Origin of the sequence: Micromonospora sp. NPDC000668 (genome assembly GCF_042897975.1) — a bacterium.
Lineage (GTDB): Bacteria > Actinomycetota > Actinomycetes > Mycobacteriales > Micromonosporaceae > Micromonospora.
Window position 1 is genome coordinate 1,015,537 of the sequence record NZ_JBIAYP010000002.1, and the last position, 12,835, is coordinate 1,028,371.

Annotated in this window: 13 protein-coding genes and 1 pseudogene; 5 read left to right on the plus strand and 9 right to left on the minus strand. The window is 72.4% G+C overall.

Annotated features, from left to right (window positions below; all coding sequences use genetic code 11):
- The first annotated feature begins 22 nt into the window (after nt 1-22).
- Complete coding sequence (locus ACFY29_RS14245) at nt 23-643, plus strand: DedA family protein (protein ID WP_386985955.1); 621 nt, start codon at nt 23-25, stop codon at nt 641-643.
- 19 nt (nt 644-662) lie between these two features.
- Here the strand turns inward: ACFY29_RS14245 and ACFY29_RS14250 are convergent, their stop codons facing one another.
- Together ACFY29_RS14250 and ACFY29_RS14255 are read right to left on the minus strand one after the other, a co-directional pair.
- Nucleotides 663-1,304 (minus strand): response regulator, encoded by a 642-nt coding sequence (locus ACFY29_RS14250; RefSeq protein ID WP_386985957.1) that lies wholly within the window; start codon nt 1,302-1,304, stop codon nt 663-665.
- Complete coding sequence (locus ACFY29_RS14255) at nt 1,301-2,452, minus strand: sensor histidine kinase (protein WP_386985959.1); 1,152 nt, start codon at nt 2,450-2,452, stop codon at nt 1,301-1,303. The genes ACFY29_RS14250 and ACFY29_RS14255 overlap by 4 nt, the downstream gene beginning before the upstream one ends.
- Before the next feature lie 170 nt (nt 2,453-2,622).
- Here ACFY29_RS14255 and ACFY29_RS14260 point away from each other — a divergent pair, with 170 nt between their 5' ends.
- Nucleotides 2,623-3,267, plus strand: coding sequence for a DedA family protein (locus tag ACFY29_RS14260; RefSeq protein WP_386985961.1), 645 nt, complete (start codon nt 2,623-2,625; stop codon nt 3,265-3,267).
- A gap of 16 nt (nt 3,268-3,283) precedes the next feature.
- Here ACFY29_RS14260 and ACFY29_RS14265 read toward each other — a convergent pair whose 3' ends face one another.
- On the minus strand, nt 3,284-3,922 hold the full coding sequence (locus tag ACFY29_RS14265) for a TetR/AcrR family transcriptional regulator (protein ID WP_328422326.1): 639 nt from the start codon (nt 3,920-3,922) through the stop codon (nt 3,284-3,286).
- A 76-nt stretch (nt 3,923-3,998) separates the two neighbouring features.
- Here ACFY29_RS14265 and ACFY29_RS14270 point away from each other — a divergent pair, with 76 nt between their 5' ends.
- From ACFY29_RS14270 to ACFY29_RS14280, 3 genes are all read left to right on the plus strand, one after another.
- On the plus strand, nt 3,999-4,451 hold the full coding sequence (locus tag ACFY29_RS14270) for an SCP2 sterol-binding domain-containing protein (RefSeq protein WP_328422324.1): 453 nt from the start codon (nt 3,999-4,001) through the stop codon (nt 4,449-4,451).
- A 1-nt stretch (nt 4,452) separates the two neighbouring features.
- Nucleotides 4,453-5,667, plus strand: a complete 1,215-nt coding sequence (locus tag ACFY29_RS14275; RefSeq protein ID WP_328422322.1) for an acyl-CoA dehydrogenase family protein — start codon at nt 4,453-4,455, stop codon at nt 5,665-5,667.
- A gap of 215 nt (nt 5,668-5,882) precedes the next feature.
- A complete protein-coding gene (locus ACFY29_RS14280) occupies nt 5,883-7,445 on the plus strand; it encodes an AMP-binding protein (protein ID WP_386985963.1) in 1,563 nt (520 codons plus the stop codon).
- A 925-nt stretch (nt 7,446-8,370) separates the two neighbouring features.
- Here the strand turns inward: ACFY29_RS14280 and ACFY29_RS14285 are convergent.
- From ACFY29_RS14285 to ACFY29_RS14310, 6 genes and pseudogenes are all read right to left on the minus strand, one after another.
- Nucleotides 8,371-9,275 (minus strand): annotated as a pseudogene (locus ACFY29_RS14285) (replication-relaxation family protein).
- A gap of 494 nt (nt 9,276-9,769) precedes the next feature.
- A complete protein-coding gene (locus tag ACFY29_RS14290; RefSeq protein WP_386985965.1) occupies nt 9,770-10,306 on the minus strand; it encodes a hypothetical protein in 537 nt (178 codons plus the stop codon).
- Between the two features lie 3 nt (nt 10,307-10,309).
- Complete coding sequence (locus ACFY29_RS14295) at nt 10,310-10,432, minus strand: hypothetical protein (protein WP_386985966.1); 123 nt, start codon at nt 10,430-10,432, stop codon at nt 10,310-10,312.
- Between the two features lie 60 nt (nt 10,433-10,492).
- Entirely contained in the window at nt 10,493-11,743 is a 1,251-nt protein-coding gene (gene purD, locus ACFY29_RS14300) for a phosphoribosylamine--glycine ligase (protein WP_386985967.1), read from the minus strand.
- 101 nt (nt 11,744-11,844) lie between these two features.
- A complete protein-coding gene (locus ACFY29_RS14305; protein WP_386985969.1) occupies nt 11,845-12,183 on the minus strand; it encodes a DUF559 domain-containing protein in 339 nt (112 codons plus the stop codon).
- Between the two features lie 425 nt (nt 12,184-12,608).
- Nucleotides 12,609-12,734 (minus strand): type IV toxin-antitoxin system AbiEi family antitoxin domain-containing protein, encoded by a 126-nt coding sequence (locus tag ACFY29_RS14310; protein ID WP_386986768.1) that lies wholly within the window; start codon nt 12,732-12,734, stop codon nt 12,609-12,611.
- Nucleotides 12,735-12,835: the final 101 nt, after the last annotated feature.

Sequence of the window (12,835 nt, forward strand, 5' to 3'; positions counted from 1 at the left end):
GCGCCCCGCGAGCATGGGGGGCATGGAAGCCCTGCTCGACCTGCTCCGGGACACGGTCACCTCACCGTGGGTGTACCTGGTGATCTTCGGGCTCACGGCGGTCGACGCGTTCTTCCCCGCGGTACCGGGCGAGGCTGCGGTGATCACCGCAGCGGTGTTCGCCGCCGATGGAGCCCATCCCAACCTGGTCGCGGTGATCGCCACCGCCGCGCTCGGCGCGCTGATCGGCGACCACATCTCGTACGCCATCGGGCGCGGCGGCGGCGCGAACCGGCTCGCCCGATTTCCCGAGTACAGCCGCCGGCGGGCCAGCTCCGAGTGGGCCCGACGCGCGGTGGACCGGCGCGGCGGGCTGATCCTGACCACCTCCCGGTACCTGCCGGGCGGCCGGACGGCGGTCACCCTCACCATGGGCGCGGTGCGCTACCCACGCCGGTCCTTCCTGCTCTACGACGGCATCGCGACGACCACCTGGGCGCTCTACTGCGGGTTGCTCGGTTATTTCGGTGGGCTGGCCTTCGAGCGCCACCCCATCAAGGGCATCCTCGCTGGGATCGGCCTCTCGGTGATCGTCACCCTGGGCATCGAGGGCGTCCGTTGGCTGCGCCGCCGGGCGCACCGCCGCGCCGCCGCCCGCTACTGACTGGGCTGGGCTGCCACCCTCACAGCAGGTCAGCGTCGTGCACCAGGATCGCCAATTGCACCCGGTTGCCCGCCTGGAGCTTCGCCAGGGCCCGACTGACGTGCGCCTTCACGGTGGCCTCGCTCATCGTCAGCCGCCTGGCGATCTCCGCGTTGCCGTGCCCGCGCGCCACCTCCCGGACGATCTCCAGCTCGCGCGCGGTGAGCGGGGCGAGTCGCCGGCGCGCCACGTCCCGACGGGCCGGACCACGCTCGGCGAACGAGCTGATCAGGCGCCGGGTCACCGTCGGGGCGAGCATCGCGTTCCCGGCGGCCACCGTGCGGACGGCGGCGGCGAGCTCGCGGGGCGGGGTGTCCTTGAGCAGGAAACCCACCGCTCCGGCCCGCAGTGCGCGGTGCACGTACTCGTCGAGGTCGAAGGTGGTCAGCATGATCACCTTCGGTCCGGCGGCGACCACCTCGGGCGCGACGGTCAGCCCGTCGATGCCCGGCATCCGCACGTCGAGCAGCACGACGTCGGGGCGTAACCGGTGGGCCTGCTCCAGCGCGCCAGCGCCGTCCGCGGCCTCGCCCACCACCGTGATGTCCTCCGCCGCCTCCAGGATGAGTCGCAGCCCGGCGCGGACGAGTTGCTCGTCGTCGACCACCACCACCCGGATCACGCCGCATCCACCACCGGGATCAGGGCCCGGACCAGGAACCCGGCGTCCACGGGCGCCGCCTCCAGCCGACCGCCGAGCAGTTCCACCCGCTCGCGCAGCCCGAGCAACCCCTGCCCGGCACCGGGCAGGGGTTGCCCGCCCTCGGACGGGCCGTTGCGGACCACCACCTCCAGCCCGTCGGGCAGGTAGCGAAGGCAGACCGTCGTCTCGGCGTCGGCGGCGTGCTTGCGCACGTTGGTCAGCGCCTCCCGAACCACCCGGTACGCGGTGCGTCCCACGGTCGCCGGCAGCGCCGACGGCACGCCCTCGTCCCGTCGCCGCACCCGGAGCCCGGCGGAGCGGGACTCCCCGATCAGCTCATCGATGGCGTCTAGCCCACGCTCCGGCGCCGTGGCCGGACCGGCCTGCCGCAGCACGCCCAGCACCTCGCGCAGGTCGGTGAGCGCCTGCCGGCCGGTCTCGCGGATCAGCGCGGCGGCCTCGACGGTCGCCGGGTCGGCGGCGGTCACCTCCAGTGCGCCGGCATGTACCACCATCAGCGACACCTGGTGCGCCACCACGTCGTGCATCTCCCGGGCGATCCGGGTCCGTTCCTCGGCCCGAACCCGGTCGGCACGGGCCTCCTGCTCGCGTTCCAGGCGTTCGGCCCGGTCCCGTAGCGCGGCGAGCGTGTCCCGGCGCGCCCGCACCCAGAGGCCGACAACCAGGGGAAATCCGACCAGACAGGCGGCGAGCAGCAGCACGTTGCCGAAGGTGGCGGTGGTGAGCCGGCGCACGCCGCCCACTGCCAGCCCGACCAGCACCCCACCGGCCAGTACCAGGGCGGCCCCGACGAGGAACCCGGTGAGCCGCCGGCCGCGCAGCCGCAGGCCCGCCTGGTACGAGGCGACCACCCCGGGCGCCGCGGCAGCGAGCACCAACCAGCCGATCGCGGCGGCCAGGAACAGCGGCCAGCGGCGGGCCCGGACCAGGCCAGCGGCCCAACCGGAGGCCACGGCGACGAGCAGCACGACGACGGGCGGCAGCGGCGAGCGGACCCCGATCGCGCCGGTCGCACTGGCCCAGACAGCGGCGGCGACCACGACGGCAAGCAGCAGCGAGGCGTACCGGTCGACGACCCGCCGGAGCACGACGGCGCTGGAGGCCACGCAGCGAGCGTAGGGCTCCACCGGCGGGTCGGGCCGCCCGCGCCCGACAGACCCGGGTGCGGTGGGGGAAGACCCCTACCCGCCGTCCGGGCCGGACGCTACCTAAGTGATGCCGCCCGGCTGACCACTGGCCGATGGCGGGAGCCGTCGCCGGCACCAGCATCGGGAACATGGATCTGCTCGACCTGCTACATCAGACGATGTCCTCGCCGTGGGTGTACCTGGCGATCTTCACGATCGCGGTGCTCGACGGCTTCTTCCCGGTGGTGCCGAGCGAGACAGCGGTGATCACCGCAGGGGTGTTCGCGGCCTCCGGCGCGCCGTACCTGCCCGCGGTGATCCTGGTGGCCGCCGTCGGCGCGCTGGTCGGGGACCACATCTCGTACGCCATCGGCCGGGGTGGTGGCACCCGGCTGCTCGACCGGCTTCCGCCCGACGGCCGGCGCCGGGCCGCCGTCGAGCGTGCCCGCCGGGGAATCGCCGCCCGGGGCGGCCTGATCCTCACCGTTGCCCGCTACGTGCCGGGCGGCCGGACCGCGGTCACCCTCACCATGGGGGCGATCCACTATCCCCGTCGACGCTTCCTGGCCTTCGACGCGCTCGCCGCCGGCTCGTGGGGGCTCTACTCGGCGCTGGTCGGCTACCTCGGCGGGATGGCCTTCGAGCAGGATCCGCTGCGCGGCCTGCTGCTCGGTCTGGGTCTCGCGCTGACGGTGACCCTGGTCGTCGAGGTGGTCCGCTGGCTCGGCCGGCACCGCCGTTCCGCACCAGCGGTGCCGACAACCGCGCCGGTGAGCCGGACACCGGCGCGGTGACGGCAGGTCGGGTCGGTCATTCGGCCGGCGGGCGCCAGGTGACACCGTGCAGGAGTTGGCCGGCGCCGAGCCAGGCCACGTTCATCATCCGGGTGGCGGTCTTCTCCGGGTCGGCGTCCGGGTGGTCCGCGAGCCAGTCGGCCAGCGACTCGGTCGCGCCGACCAGCGCGTACGCGACGACCTCCAGGTCGACGGCGGCGATCTCACGGCCCTCGGCGCGCAGCGCGTGGTCGAGCATCCCGGCGACCACCTCGACCAGCCGGGCCCGCATGGTGGCCAGCTCGGTGGCGAACGGCTGCTCGCCCCGGGCCTGCCGGTAGAGCACGGCCCAACCGTCGCGGTGCGCGCCGACGAAGCCGAAGAACGCCCTCAGCCCTCGCCAGAGTCGTTCGTCGGCCGGCAGGTCGGGGGCGGCCGCACCGGCGATGGCCTGCATCATCCGAGTGCCCTCCCGGTGCAGGCAGGCGACGAAGAGCTCCTCCTTGGTGCCGAGGTACGCGTAGACCATGGGCTTGGAGATGCCGGCATCCTCCGCGATCTCGTCCATGCTGGCGGCGTGGAAGCCCCGGCGGGAGAAGACCTTGACGGCCGCGTCGAGCATCTGCTGCTCACGGACGGCCCGTGGCAGGCGCTTGAAGGCGGGAGGGGTGGACACCTTGCGAGCATACCTACTCGTGCGTAGGGTTACGCCAGAGTAACCAAGTCCGGACGGCCCGAGAGGTGTTTCCCCCATGACTGACTTCGACCCGGCTACCTTCGCCAACGTCGGCCCCAAGGAGTTCGCCCAGCTGGTCAAGTCCACCCCGGACGACAAGATCGCCCAGGTGATGTCCGGTGACCTGCGCGGCAAGATCCTGGGCGAGGTGTTCGGCCGGATGCCGTCGCTGTTCCGCGCGGACCGGGCCGGCTCCACCAACGCGGTCATCCACTGGGTCGTCACCGGTCGCCCGGACGGCGGCAGCGACACCTACGAGGTGGTCATCGCCGACGGCAAGTGCGACGTGAACGAGACCCCGCAGCACGACCCGAAGCTGAGCCTGACCATGGGCCCGGTGGAGTTCCTGAAGATCGTCTCCGGTGGCGCCAACCCCGTGATGATGTTCATGACCGGCAAGCTGAAGGCGAAGGGCGACCTCGGCCTCGCCGCCAACATCGCCAACCTGTTCGACATCCCCAAGGCCTGAGATGGCCGAGTTCTCGCTCGACCTGACCGAGGAACAGCGGGATCTGCGCGACTGGGTGCACGGCTTCGCCGCCGAGGTCGTGCGCCCGGCCGCCGCCGAGTGGGACGAGCGCGAGGACACCCCGTGGCCGGTGATCCAGGAGGCCGCCAAGGTCGGCCTCTACGGCTTCGAGTTCCTCGCCACCTGCTGGGCAGACCCGACCGGGCTCTCCCTTCCCATCGCCAGCGAGGAACTCTTCTGGGGTGACGCCGGCATCGGGCTGAGCATCTTCGGCACCTCCCTCGCCGTCGCCGCCATCTACGGCGCGGGCACTCCGGACCAGATGGTCGAGTGGGTGCCGCAGTGCTTCGGCGACATCGACTCGCCGGCCGTCGCCGCGTTCTGCACCAGCGAGCCGGAGGCCGGCTCCGACGTCGGTGCGATGCGCACCCGGGCGGTCTACGACGAGGCCACCGACGAGTGGGTGCTGACCGGGCAGAAGGCGTACGCCACCAACGGCGGCATCGCCGGGGTGCACGTGGTCACCGCCTCGGTCGACCCCACGCTCGGTTCCCGGGGCCAGGCGGCGTTCGTCGTACCGCCGGGCACCCCCGGCCTGGCCGCCACCCGCAAGCTGCGCAAGCTGGGCCTGCGGGCGTCGCACACCGCCGACGTCTTCCTCGACGGGGTACGCGTGCCAGGCCGCTGCCTGCTCGGCGGCCGGGACGCCCTGCTGGAACGCCTGGACCGGGCCCGCTCCGGGCAGCGCGCCAGCGGGCAGGCCGCGATGCGCACCTTCGAGCTGTCCCGACCCACGGTGGGCGCGCAGGCGCTCGGCGTGGCCCGGGCCGCCTACGAGTACGCGCTGGAGTACGCCAAGGACCGGGTCCAGTTCGGACGGCCGATCATCGAGAACCAGGCGGTCGCGTTCGCGCTGGCCGACATGCGGATGGAGATCGACGCGGCGCGGCTGCTGGTCTGGCGGGCCTCCTGGATGGGCCGCAACAACCGCCCGTTCACCGCTGGCGAGGGTTCGATGTCCAAGCTCAAGGCCGGTGAGGTGGCGGTGTCGGTCACCGAGAAGGCGGTGCAGCTGCTCGGCGGCGCCGGCTTCCTCCGCGACCACCCGGTGGAGCGCTGGTACCGGGACGCGAAGATCTACACCATCTTCGAGGGCACCTCCGAGATCCAGCGGCTGGTGATCTCCCGGGCGATCTCCGGAATGCAGATCCGCTGACCAGCCCTGGCCGGTCCCGTCTCGCCGGGGCCGGCCAGGGGCTTGCCGGCGTACTCCCTGCCCGCCGTCCCTGATCCCACGATCCGTGCCGTCTTCGTCACCCCGCGCCGTCGCCGGCTGGGCAGGGTGCCGAGCCCAGTGCATGATCAAGGAAGACGCCCTGACGGACGGGGGGTCCCTTGCCCCGTCCGCGCACCCCCAAGGAGGTCTGCGGCATGGACCTGCCGTTCGTCATTGCCACGCTGACCCGTCGAGGGCTGCTCACCCCCGGCCGGCCGATCCGGGTCGCCTCGCAGCTCAACGCATTGCGCACGTGGGGATGGAGCCTGGCCGGCGAGCTACGCCAGGCAGCCGCCCGCGACCCCGGCCGACCGGCGATCATCGACGAGGACGGCGTCGAGCTGACCTATCAGGACCTGCTCGACCGGGCCGAACGGATGGCCCGGTCGATGCGGGCGGGCCTCGGCGTACAGGCCGGCGACCGGATCGGCGTGCTCTGCCGCAACCACCACGGGCTGATCGAGACGATCGTCGCGGCCACCCTGCTCGGCGTCGACTCGGTCCTGGTCAACACCGGGCTCTCCGCGGCCCAACTGGCCACCGTCGCCGAAGAGCAGCAGCTCCGGCTGCTGGTGCACGACGACGAGTTCGCCGAGCGGGTCATCGGCCTCCCCACCGAGCTGTCCCGCCTCGACGAACGCGCCCGCGAGGAGATGGTGGCCGGGGCACTGCCGGGCGAGCTGCGCCCGCCGGAGCGGGACGGCCGCATCATCGTGCTCACCTCGGGCACCACCGGTGCGCCGAAGGGCGCCCGCCGCCCCACGCCGAGCGGCTTCGGCCCGCTGGTGTCCATCATCGACCGGATCCCGCTGCACACCCGCGACCGGGTGATGATCGCGGCACCGATCTTCCACACCTGGGGGTTCGCCGCCCTCCAGGTCTGCTTCGCCCTGCGGGCCACCATCGTGCTGCACCGCCGCTTCGACCCGGCCGCCACGCTCGCCGCCCTGGTGGCACACCAGTGCGACGCACTGTTCGCCGTACCAGTGATGGTGCAGCGGCTGCTGGAAGTGCCCCCACCGGACCCGCCCCCCCCACTCAAGGTCGTCGCGATCAGCGGATCGGCCCTGCCCGGCGGGCTGGCACCGAAGTTCATGGACGTCTACGGGGACGTCCTGTACAACCTCTACGGCTCCACCGAGGTCTCCTGGGCCTCCATCGCCGGTCCGGAGGACCTGCGCCAGGCGCCCACCACGGCCGGCCGGCCGCCGCACGGCACCCGGCTGCAGATGCTCGACGACGCTGGCAAGCCGGTTCCCGACGGCCGGGTCGGGCGGATCTTCGTCGGCAACGAGATGCTCTTCGAGGGCTACACCTCCGGTAGCAGCCGGGAGAGCCGCGACGGCCTGCTCGACACCGGCGACCTCGGGCGGCTCAACGCCGACGGGCTGCTCTTCGTCGACGGCCGGGCCGACGACATGATCGTCTCCGGCGGCGAGAACGTCTTCCCGTCCGAAGTGGAGGACCTGCTCGCCCGACTGCCGCAGGTACGCGAGGCGGCCGTGATCGGCGTACCCGACCCCGAGTACGGCCAGCGGCTGGCCGCGTTCCTCGCCCTGCACCCCGGCGAGACGCTCGATCCCGAGGCGGTCCGCGAGTACGTCCGGCACTACCTTGCCCGCTTCTCCGTCCCGCGGGACGTGGTCTTCGTGAAGTTCCTGCCCCGCAACGCCACCGGCAAGGTGCTCAGCCGCGAACTACGCCGCTACTACAGCTGACCGACCAATCAGGGGTAGAGGGTCAGGCCCGGTGCCCGCGCCAGCTCGACCAACTCCTGCAGGATGTCACCGAGGCGTGCACGGCGAAGTAGACCTCGGCGAGGGTGTAATTCCAGTCCGCCCTGCCTGCCGAGTTCGGGCTGGCGGTCGCAGCGGCTGCGCCCGCCCAGCGGGGCGGGCGCAGGTCAAGCGGCGTGTGGTGGGGCGGCGGGCTGGTGGTGCAAGCGCAGGAGTCGTGCGAGCTTGGCGGCTTGGTCGATGTCGGGTAGGCCGGCTTCGGCGGCGAGGGCTTGGATTTCGTCTTCGGTCTCGGGGTCGGTCAGGTAGTGGCCATCGACAGCGTCCCTGACTGGGGTGAGGGCTCGGTGTCGGGGTGCGAGGCCCGGGCTCGTCGGCGGATGTCCTCGTGACGCTGGCCGCCGGCGACGGGTGTGTTGTGTTCGCGCGTGATCGCTGGTCACGGCGTGTGGCCATGTCCCTCCCAGGACGGCTCATGGCGTGAGGTCGAGGTATCGGGTCATCGGCAACTCCTTCTCGTGGGAACTGGCATCAGGGTTGATCGCCAGGTCGTGCCGCTCGCTCAGACAGCGATGGACCGACGACAGGGGCGAGGGCCGCGGAGGGTACCTCCGGTGGCTGCGGAAGCGAACGGGGTCGCCACTCACGCGATCTGTCACGTCGCGGTGGCTGGTGTGAGTGCGCGGTTGGATCGCTGGCCTGTCACCGGAGCGCCGTGCTGACAGATGGGTGAGTACCGGCGTGGTCGCCGATATTTGGCGCTGGCTGCGTGCCGCCCGCGCCCTTGTCTCGCCCGGTAGGGCCGTACGGCGGTCGACGGCCGCGCCTAGGGGGCGGTGTGGGGGCGGGCGTGTCACGCGGGCGTGTCGGCCTCGCAGGCCGCGTAACGCCCCCCTGGCCTGGGTCATCAGGCTGCCCGCACGCTCGTGCGGGGCGCGGTGCGGGTCGGGAACTCGTCGTCGTGGTGGGTGTCGCTGTAGGGCAGGTCGATGAGGCGGTGGCGGCCGGTGCTGCCGCCGGTCAGTTGCCAAACCTGCTCGGCGGGGCTGGCGCCGGGTGCGAGGCGCAGCTCGGTGGTAGTGGTGGCGATGACCGCGTCCAGGCCGGTGCCGGCGAGGCGGTGGTGCAGGTTCGCCTCACGGCGGGCGGAGGTAGGTGGAACAGCACTGGCCACGTCCAGGTGCTCAAGGCGAAGAGCCGTTCGTACTTGGCAATTTTCTCGGTGAGGATGTCGAGGCGTTCGCGGCCTGTGTCGTACTCGAGGAAGAACGGCACGGACCGTCCGTGCTCGGTCCACACCCCGGCGCGTCCGGGCGAGGCAGCCCGCTCGGTCCGTGGACCATCATTCCCGGGTTGCTGCCTCTGCGGTAGAACACCTCGGGCTCGTGGAAGGCCGAGGCCGGCTGCCACCGGTCCAGGGCCGTGTCGGGGTGGGTGCGGGCGTGGGCGGCGAGGTCAATGAAGACCTGGTTGCCGCCGAGCAGGTGCGGTAGGTCCGGCCGGCCGGTGAGGGATTGCTTGCGGCGGCGGGCCTGGTCCCGGCGGGGTGGACCAAGGCCACTTGGGCGCGGACGTGTCCGTAGCCGAGTTGGTCCAGGACTAGTGGTACGGGTAGGAGCCGCCGTAGGCCCGGTTGGGTCGAAACCGGTCTGTCGCACGCAGGACGGTGAGGCGGCGTAGTCGGCGTTGGGCGAAGTCCAGGGACGGGAACAGGGCGGTGGCGATCTGGTCGGTGGTGAGGACGCCGTGGTCGTAGAGCCAGCCGAGGAGCTGGTCGTCGCGGGCGGTGAGGCTGGCCTGTAGACGCAGCAGCGGGTCCGGAGCCGGTAGCGGTTTTCATGGGCGGCCCCTGGGGGGACACCCCACACATGAGGGTGTGTCTGGAGCCGATCAGGAGCGATGAGAGCGGGTTTGACCTGGGCTGTGAGCGAGTGCCGGGGGTTAGTTCGGGGGTCAGTATCAAGACGGACGGTGCAACGGGCATCGACACCGACGTCGACACGGCCGGCGACACCGGGTCCACTGAAACGATGGCGTGGAAGGTTGTGCGCCTCGGGTTGGCGACGGCCCTGGTGGCGCGGGTGGGGGGCCGCTGAGCTGGGTCAGCATGCTTGTTGCTCCTTCGAGGATCGGAATGCGGGATGGATGGCGAGGCGTGCGCTGGTCGCCCTGCCGCGGGCGGGCGGGCTGGTGGTCGCTGTGCCAGGTCGAGTCAGGTTCTGTCAGGAGGCGGGTTTCCTGACAGACGCGTGTGTTGGTCTCACGGGAACGGCTCGGTCTGACAGAAGTGACGGGTTGTGGTTCTGTCACGCCGCTTCCCGATGTGACAGGTCCGGCGCGGTGGGGTGGGCTCGGCGCGCAGGACGCGCAGGACGCGTGGAGGCGGTGGCGTTGGACAGTTGGCGTCCGTCCGCGCGCAACTGTTGGGCGAGGGCCTTGCGGGACAGCGGTGTCCCCTCGGCGGTCAGGGTGCGGGCGGCGGTCCGGGCGGCCGGGACCAGCGCGGCGATCTCCGGGCCTCGGGCCCGGGCCGGTGTGTTGTCGGTCCGTCGGTCCGCGACCGCCGGGTCCTGGTCCGCCGGGGCGGGGACTGCGGTGGTGGAGTCCCGGACCGGGGCGGTGTTCGCGGGGACCGGAAGTGGCGGTGCGGGGACCGCCTCGCGGGTGTCCGGGACCCCGGCCTCGACGATCAGCGGAGGTCCTGATGCGGCCCGCGCGGGTCGGGCGGTGCGGTCGGGTGGGGCGAGGTCGGCGCGGCCGAGGGCGATCTTCACCATCGTCAGGAAGCCCAGCGCCGGCAGCGCTGCGGTGATCGAGCCGATCGCCGACGCTTCCGCCTCCACCACCTAGGCGGCGAGGGACAGGACCACCGCCACCGTCAGGACGGTCGCCGGGAAGGCGACACCCTCGCCGAGGCGGCGGTTGGGCGCAGCGACATAGTCGCGGTAGCCCTCGACGTCGGCCGGCAACCCACCACCCCCTCACCTCACCGGTCAAACGGCGGTTAGGCGGCCGGGGGTTGCCCGGGTTCAGCCAGGAATCGTGATCCGGCCGTCGACCGCGGCGGCGGCGATGTCGCTGCGGTGCTGCGAGCCGGCCAGCTCCACCCCGTCCACCAGCGCGTACGCGGCGGTCCGGGCGGCTGCCAGGTCGGCGCCGGTGGCCGTACCGCAGAGCACCCGGCCACCGGCGGAGAGCAACGCGCCGTCGCTGGCCCGGCGGGCGGTGCCGGCGTGGATGATGCCCGGCCGGTCCGCGCCGGTGATCACATCGCCGGTGCGCGGTGCGGTCGGATAGTCCTGCGCGGCGAGCACCACGGTGACCGCGGCGCCGGGCTGCCAGCGCAGCGGCGGATGCTCCGCCAGCGTGCCGGTGGCCGCCGCGTGCAGCAGCCCGCCCAGCGGGGTTTCCAGCAGTGCGAGCACCACCTGGGTCTCCGGATCACCGAAGCGGGCGTTGAACTCGATCACGCGGGGGCCGGCGGCGGTCATCGCGAGCCCGACGTAGAGCAGGCCGGCGAACGGCGTGCCCCGGCGGCGCATCTCGGCCAGGGTGGGGTGGACCACGTCGCGCATGACCTCGTCGACCAGGCCGGGCGGCGCCCAGGGCAGCGGTGCGTACGCGCCCATCCCGCCGGTGTTCGGGCCGGTGTCGCCATCGCCGATCCGCTTGAAGTCCTGTGCGGGCAGCAGTGGCAGCGCCGCGTCGCCGTCGGTGACCACGAACAGGCTGACCTCCGGGCCGTCGAGGAACTCCTCGACCACGACCCGGCCACACTCCCGCGCGTGCGCCAACGCGGCGGACCGGTCGTCGGTGACCACCACGCCCTTACCGGCGGCGAGACCGTCGTCCTTCACCACGTACGGCGCGCCGAACTCATCCAGCGCCCGCGCGGTGCTCTCCTCGTCCATGCAGGCGTACGCCCGGGCGGTCGGCACGTTGGCGGCGGTCATCACGTCCTTGGCGAACGCCTTGGACCCTTCCAGCCGGGCGGCCTCGGCCGAGGGGCCGAACACGGCGATGCCCTTGGCGCGTACGGCGTCGGCGACGCCGGCGACCAGCGGCGCCTCCGGCCCGATCACCACCAGGTCGGCCGCGGTCTCCACGGCCAGCGCGGCCACGGCGGCCGGGTCGGTCGGAGTGACCGCCCGCACCTCGGCCACGCTGGCGATCCCCGGATTACCAGGCGCCGCGATCAGCGCCGTGACAGCCGGATCCGCCGCCAACCCGAGCGCGAGCGCATGCTCCCGCCCCCCACCACCCACCACAAGAACCCGCACGACCCGAAATCCTACTGCCCCCACCCCCGCCCGCCGGCGACAGCCGGTGATCATGAAGTTGTTGCCCGCCGCCTCGGCGTGTCGTGGCGATAACTTCATGGTCAACGGCGCCGGGCGGCGGCGATCGCCTGGCGGACGGTCCACGGGATGTAGTCCGGGCGGAGAGTGTCCGACCAGGTGAAGCGGAGGACGGTCCAACCGGCGTTGACCAGACGGTTCTGCCGGCGTCGGTCGGCAAAGGCCGCCTCCGGGCTGCCGTGCACGTCCCGGCCGTCGGCCTCGGCGATGATCCGGGGCCCGCGCCAGCCGAGGTCACCGATGCCAAGCAGATATCCGTCGTCGTCGCGAACCTCGAGCTGCAATGCGTCGGGCGGCACCCTGCCGTCGACGCAGCGGAGCCGGGCGCGCGTCTCGAGCGGCGACTGCGCTCGCCCGTCCACCTCTCCGCCTCTGCCAGACAGGCCCGCGCCGCGACCGCGCCCCGCCTGCCGCGGATCAGGCTCGGGATCAGCGCCAGTTGCGCTGAGGTGATCCGGCCCTGGTTCAGCGCCGAGTCGAGGACCGAGACCGCGGGGTAACGATCAACTTGGAGAATGACGTCCGAGACGGTGCGGAGCGGAGCGGTCGCGCGGACACCCGCGACCTCACCGATGTCTCCGGGGCCGAGGGTCAACTGGTGCACGATCAGCCATGGCGCCAGAGGGCGTTGGGGCCGTGGCCGATCAACCGGGACCGAAACGTGGACCAGCGGAGCCCGGCGGAGACCTGCGATGCCGTACAGCTCCAGTGCGGTGCCGAAGACAGCGAAGGCACCTGGGCCAAGGCTCGCGACTGCTGCCCGAACCCGCGCTCGCTGCAGTGTTGACTAGCTCAACTTCGCATTCGGTACGAAGCAGCTACGGAGGAGCCGTTGCCACCTGCCGGATCGGCACAGGTGTCGGACCTGGTCCCTGGTCAGGCCGGCGCGAAGCGCCTGCGCCAGGGTGACCATCCCGTCCTGCCCGGCCGCTATGTCGCAAAGTAGCTGGTGTGGTCCCACCACCCCAGCCTGCCCACCGGCCCCACCCACCCAAAGCCCCTGTGGATAACCCC

Excerpts from the sequence above, each read along its gene's own strand:
- ACFY29_RS14245 (WP_386985955.1), top strand. The coding sequence starts at position 23 with ATGGAAGCCCTGCTCGACCTGCTCCGGGACACGGTCACCTCACCGTGG.
- ACFY29_RS14260 (WP_386985961.1), top strand. The coding sequence starts at position 2,623 with ATGGATCTGCTCGACCTGCTACATCAGACGATGTCCTCGCCGTGGGTG.
- ACFY29_RS14270 (WP_328422324.1), top strand. The coding sequence starts at position 3,999 with ATGACTGACTTCGACCCGGCTACCTTCGCCAACGTCGGCCCCAAGGAG.
- ACFY29_RS14275 (WP_328422322.1), top strand. The coding sequence starts at position 4,453 with ATGGCCGAGTTCTCGCTCGACCTGACCGAGGAACAGCGGGATCTGCGC.
- ACFY29_RS14280 (WP_386985963.1), top strand. The coding sequence starts at position 5,883 with ATGGACCTGCCGTTCGTCATTGCCACGCTGACCCGTCGAGGGCTGCTC.
- ACFY29_RS14310 (WP_386986768.1), bottom strand. The coding sequence starts at position 12,734 with ATGGTCACCCTGGCGCAGGCGCTTCGCGCCGGCCTGACCAGGGACCAG.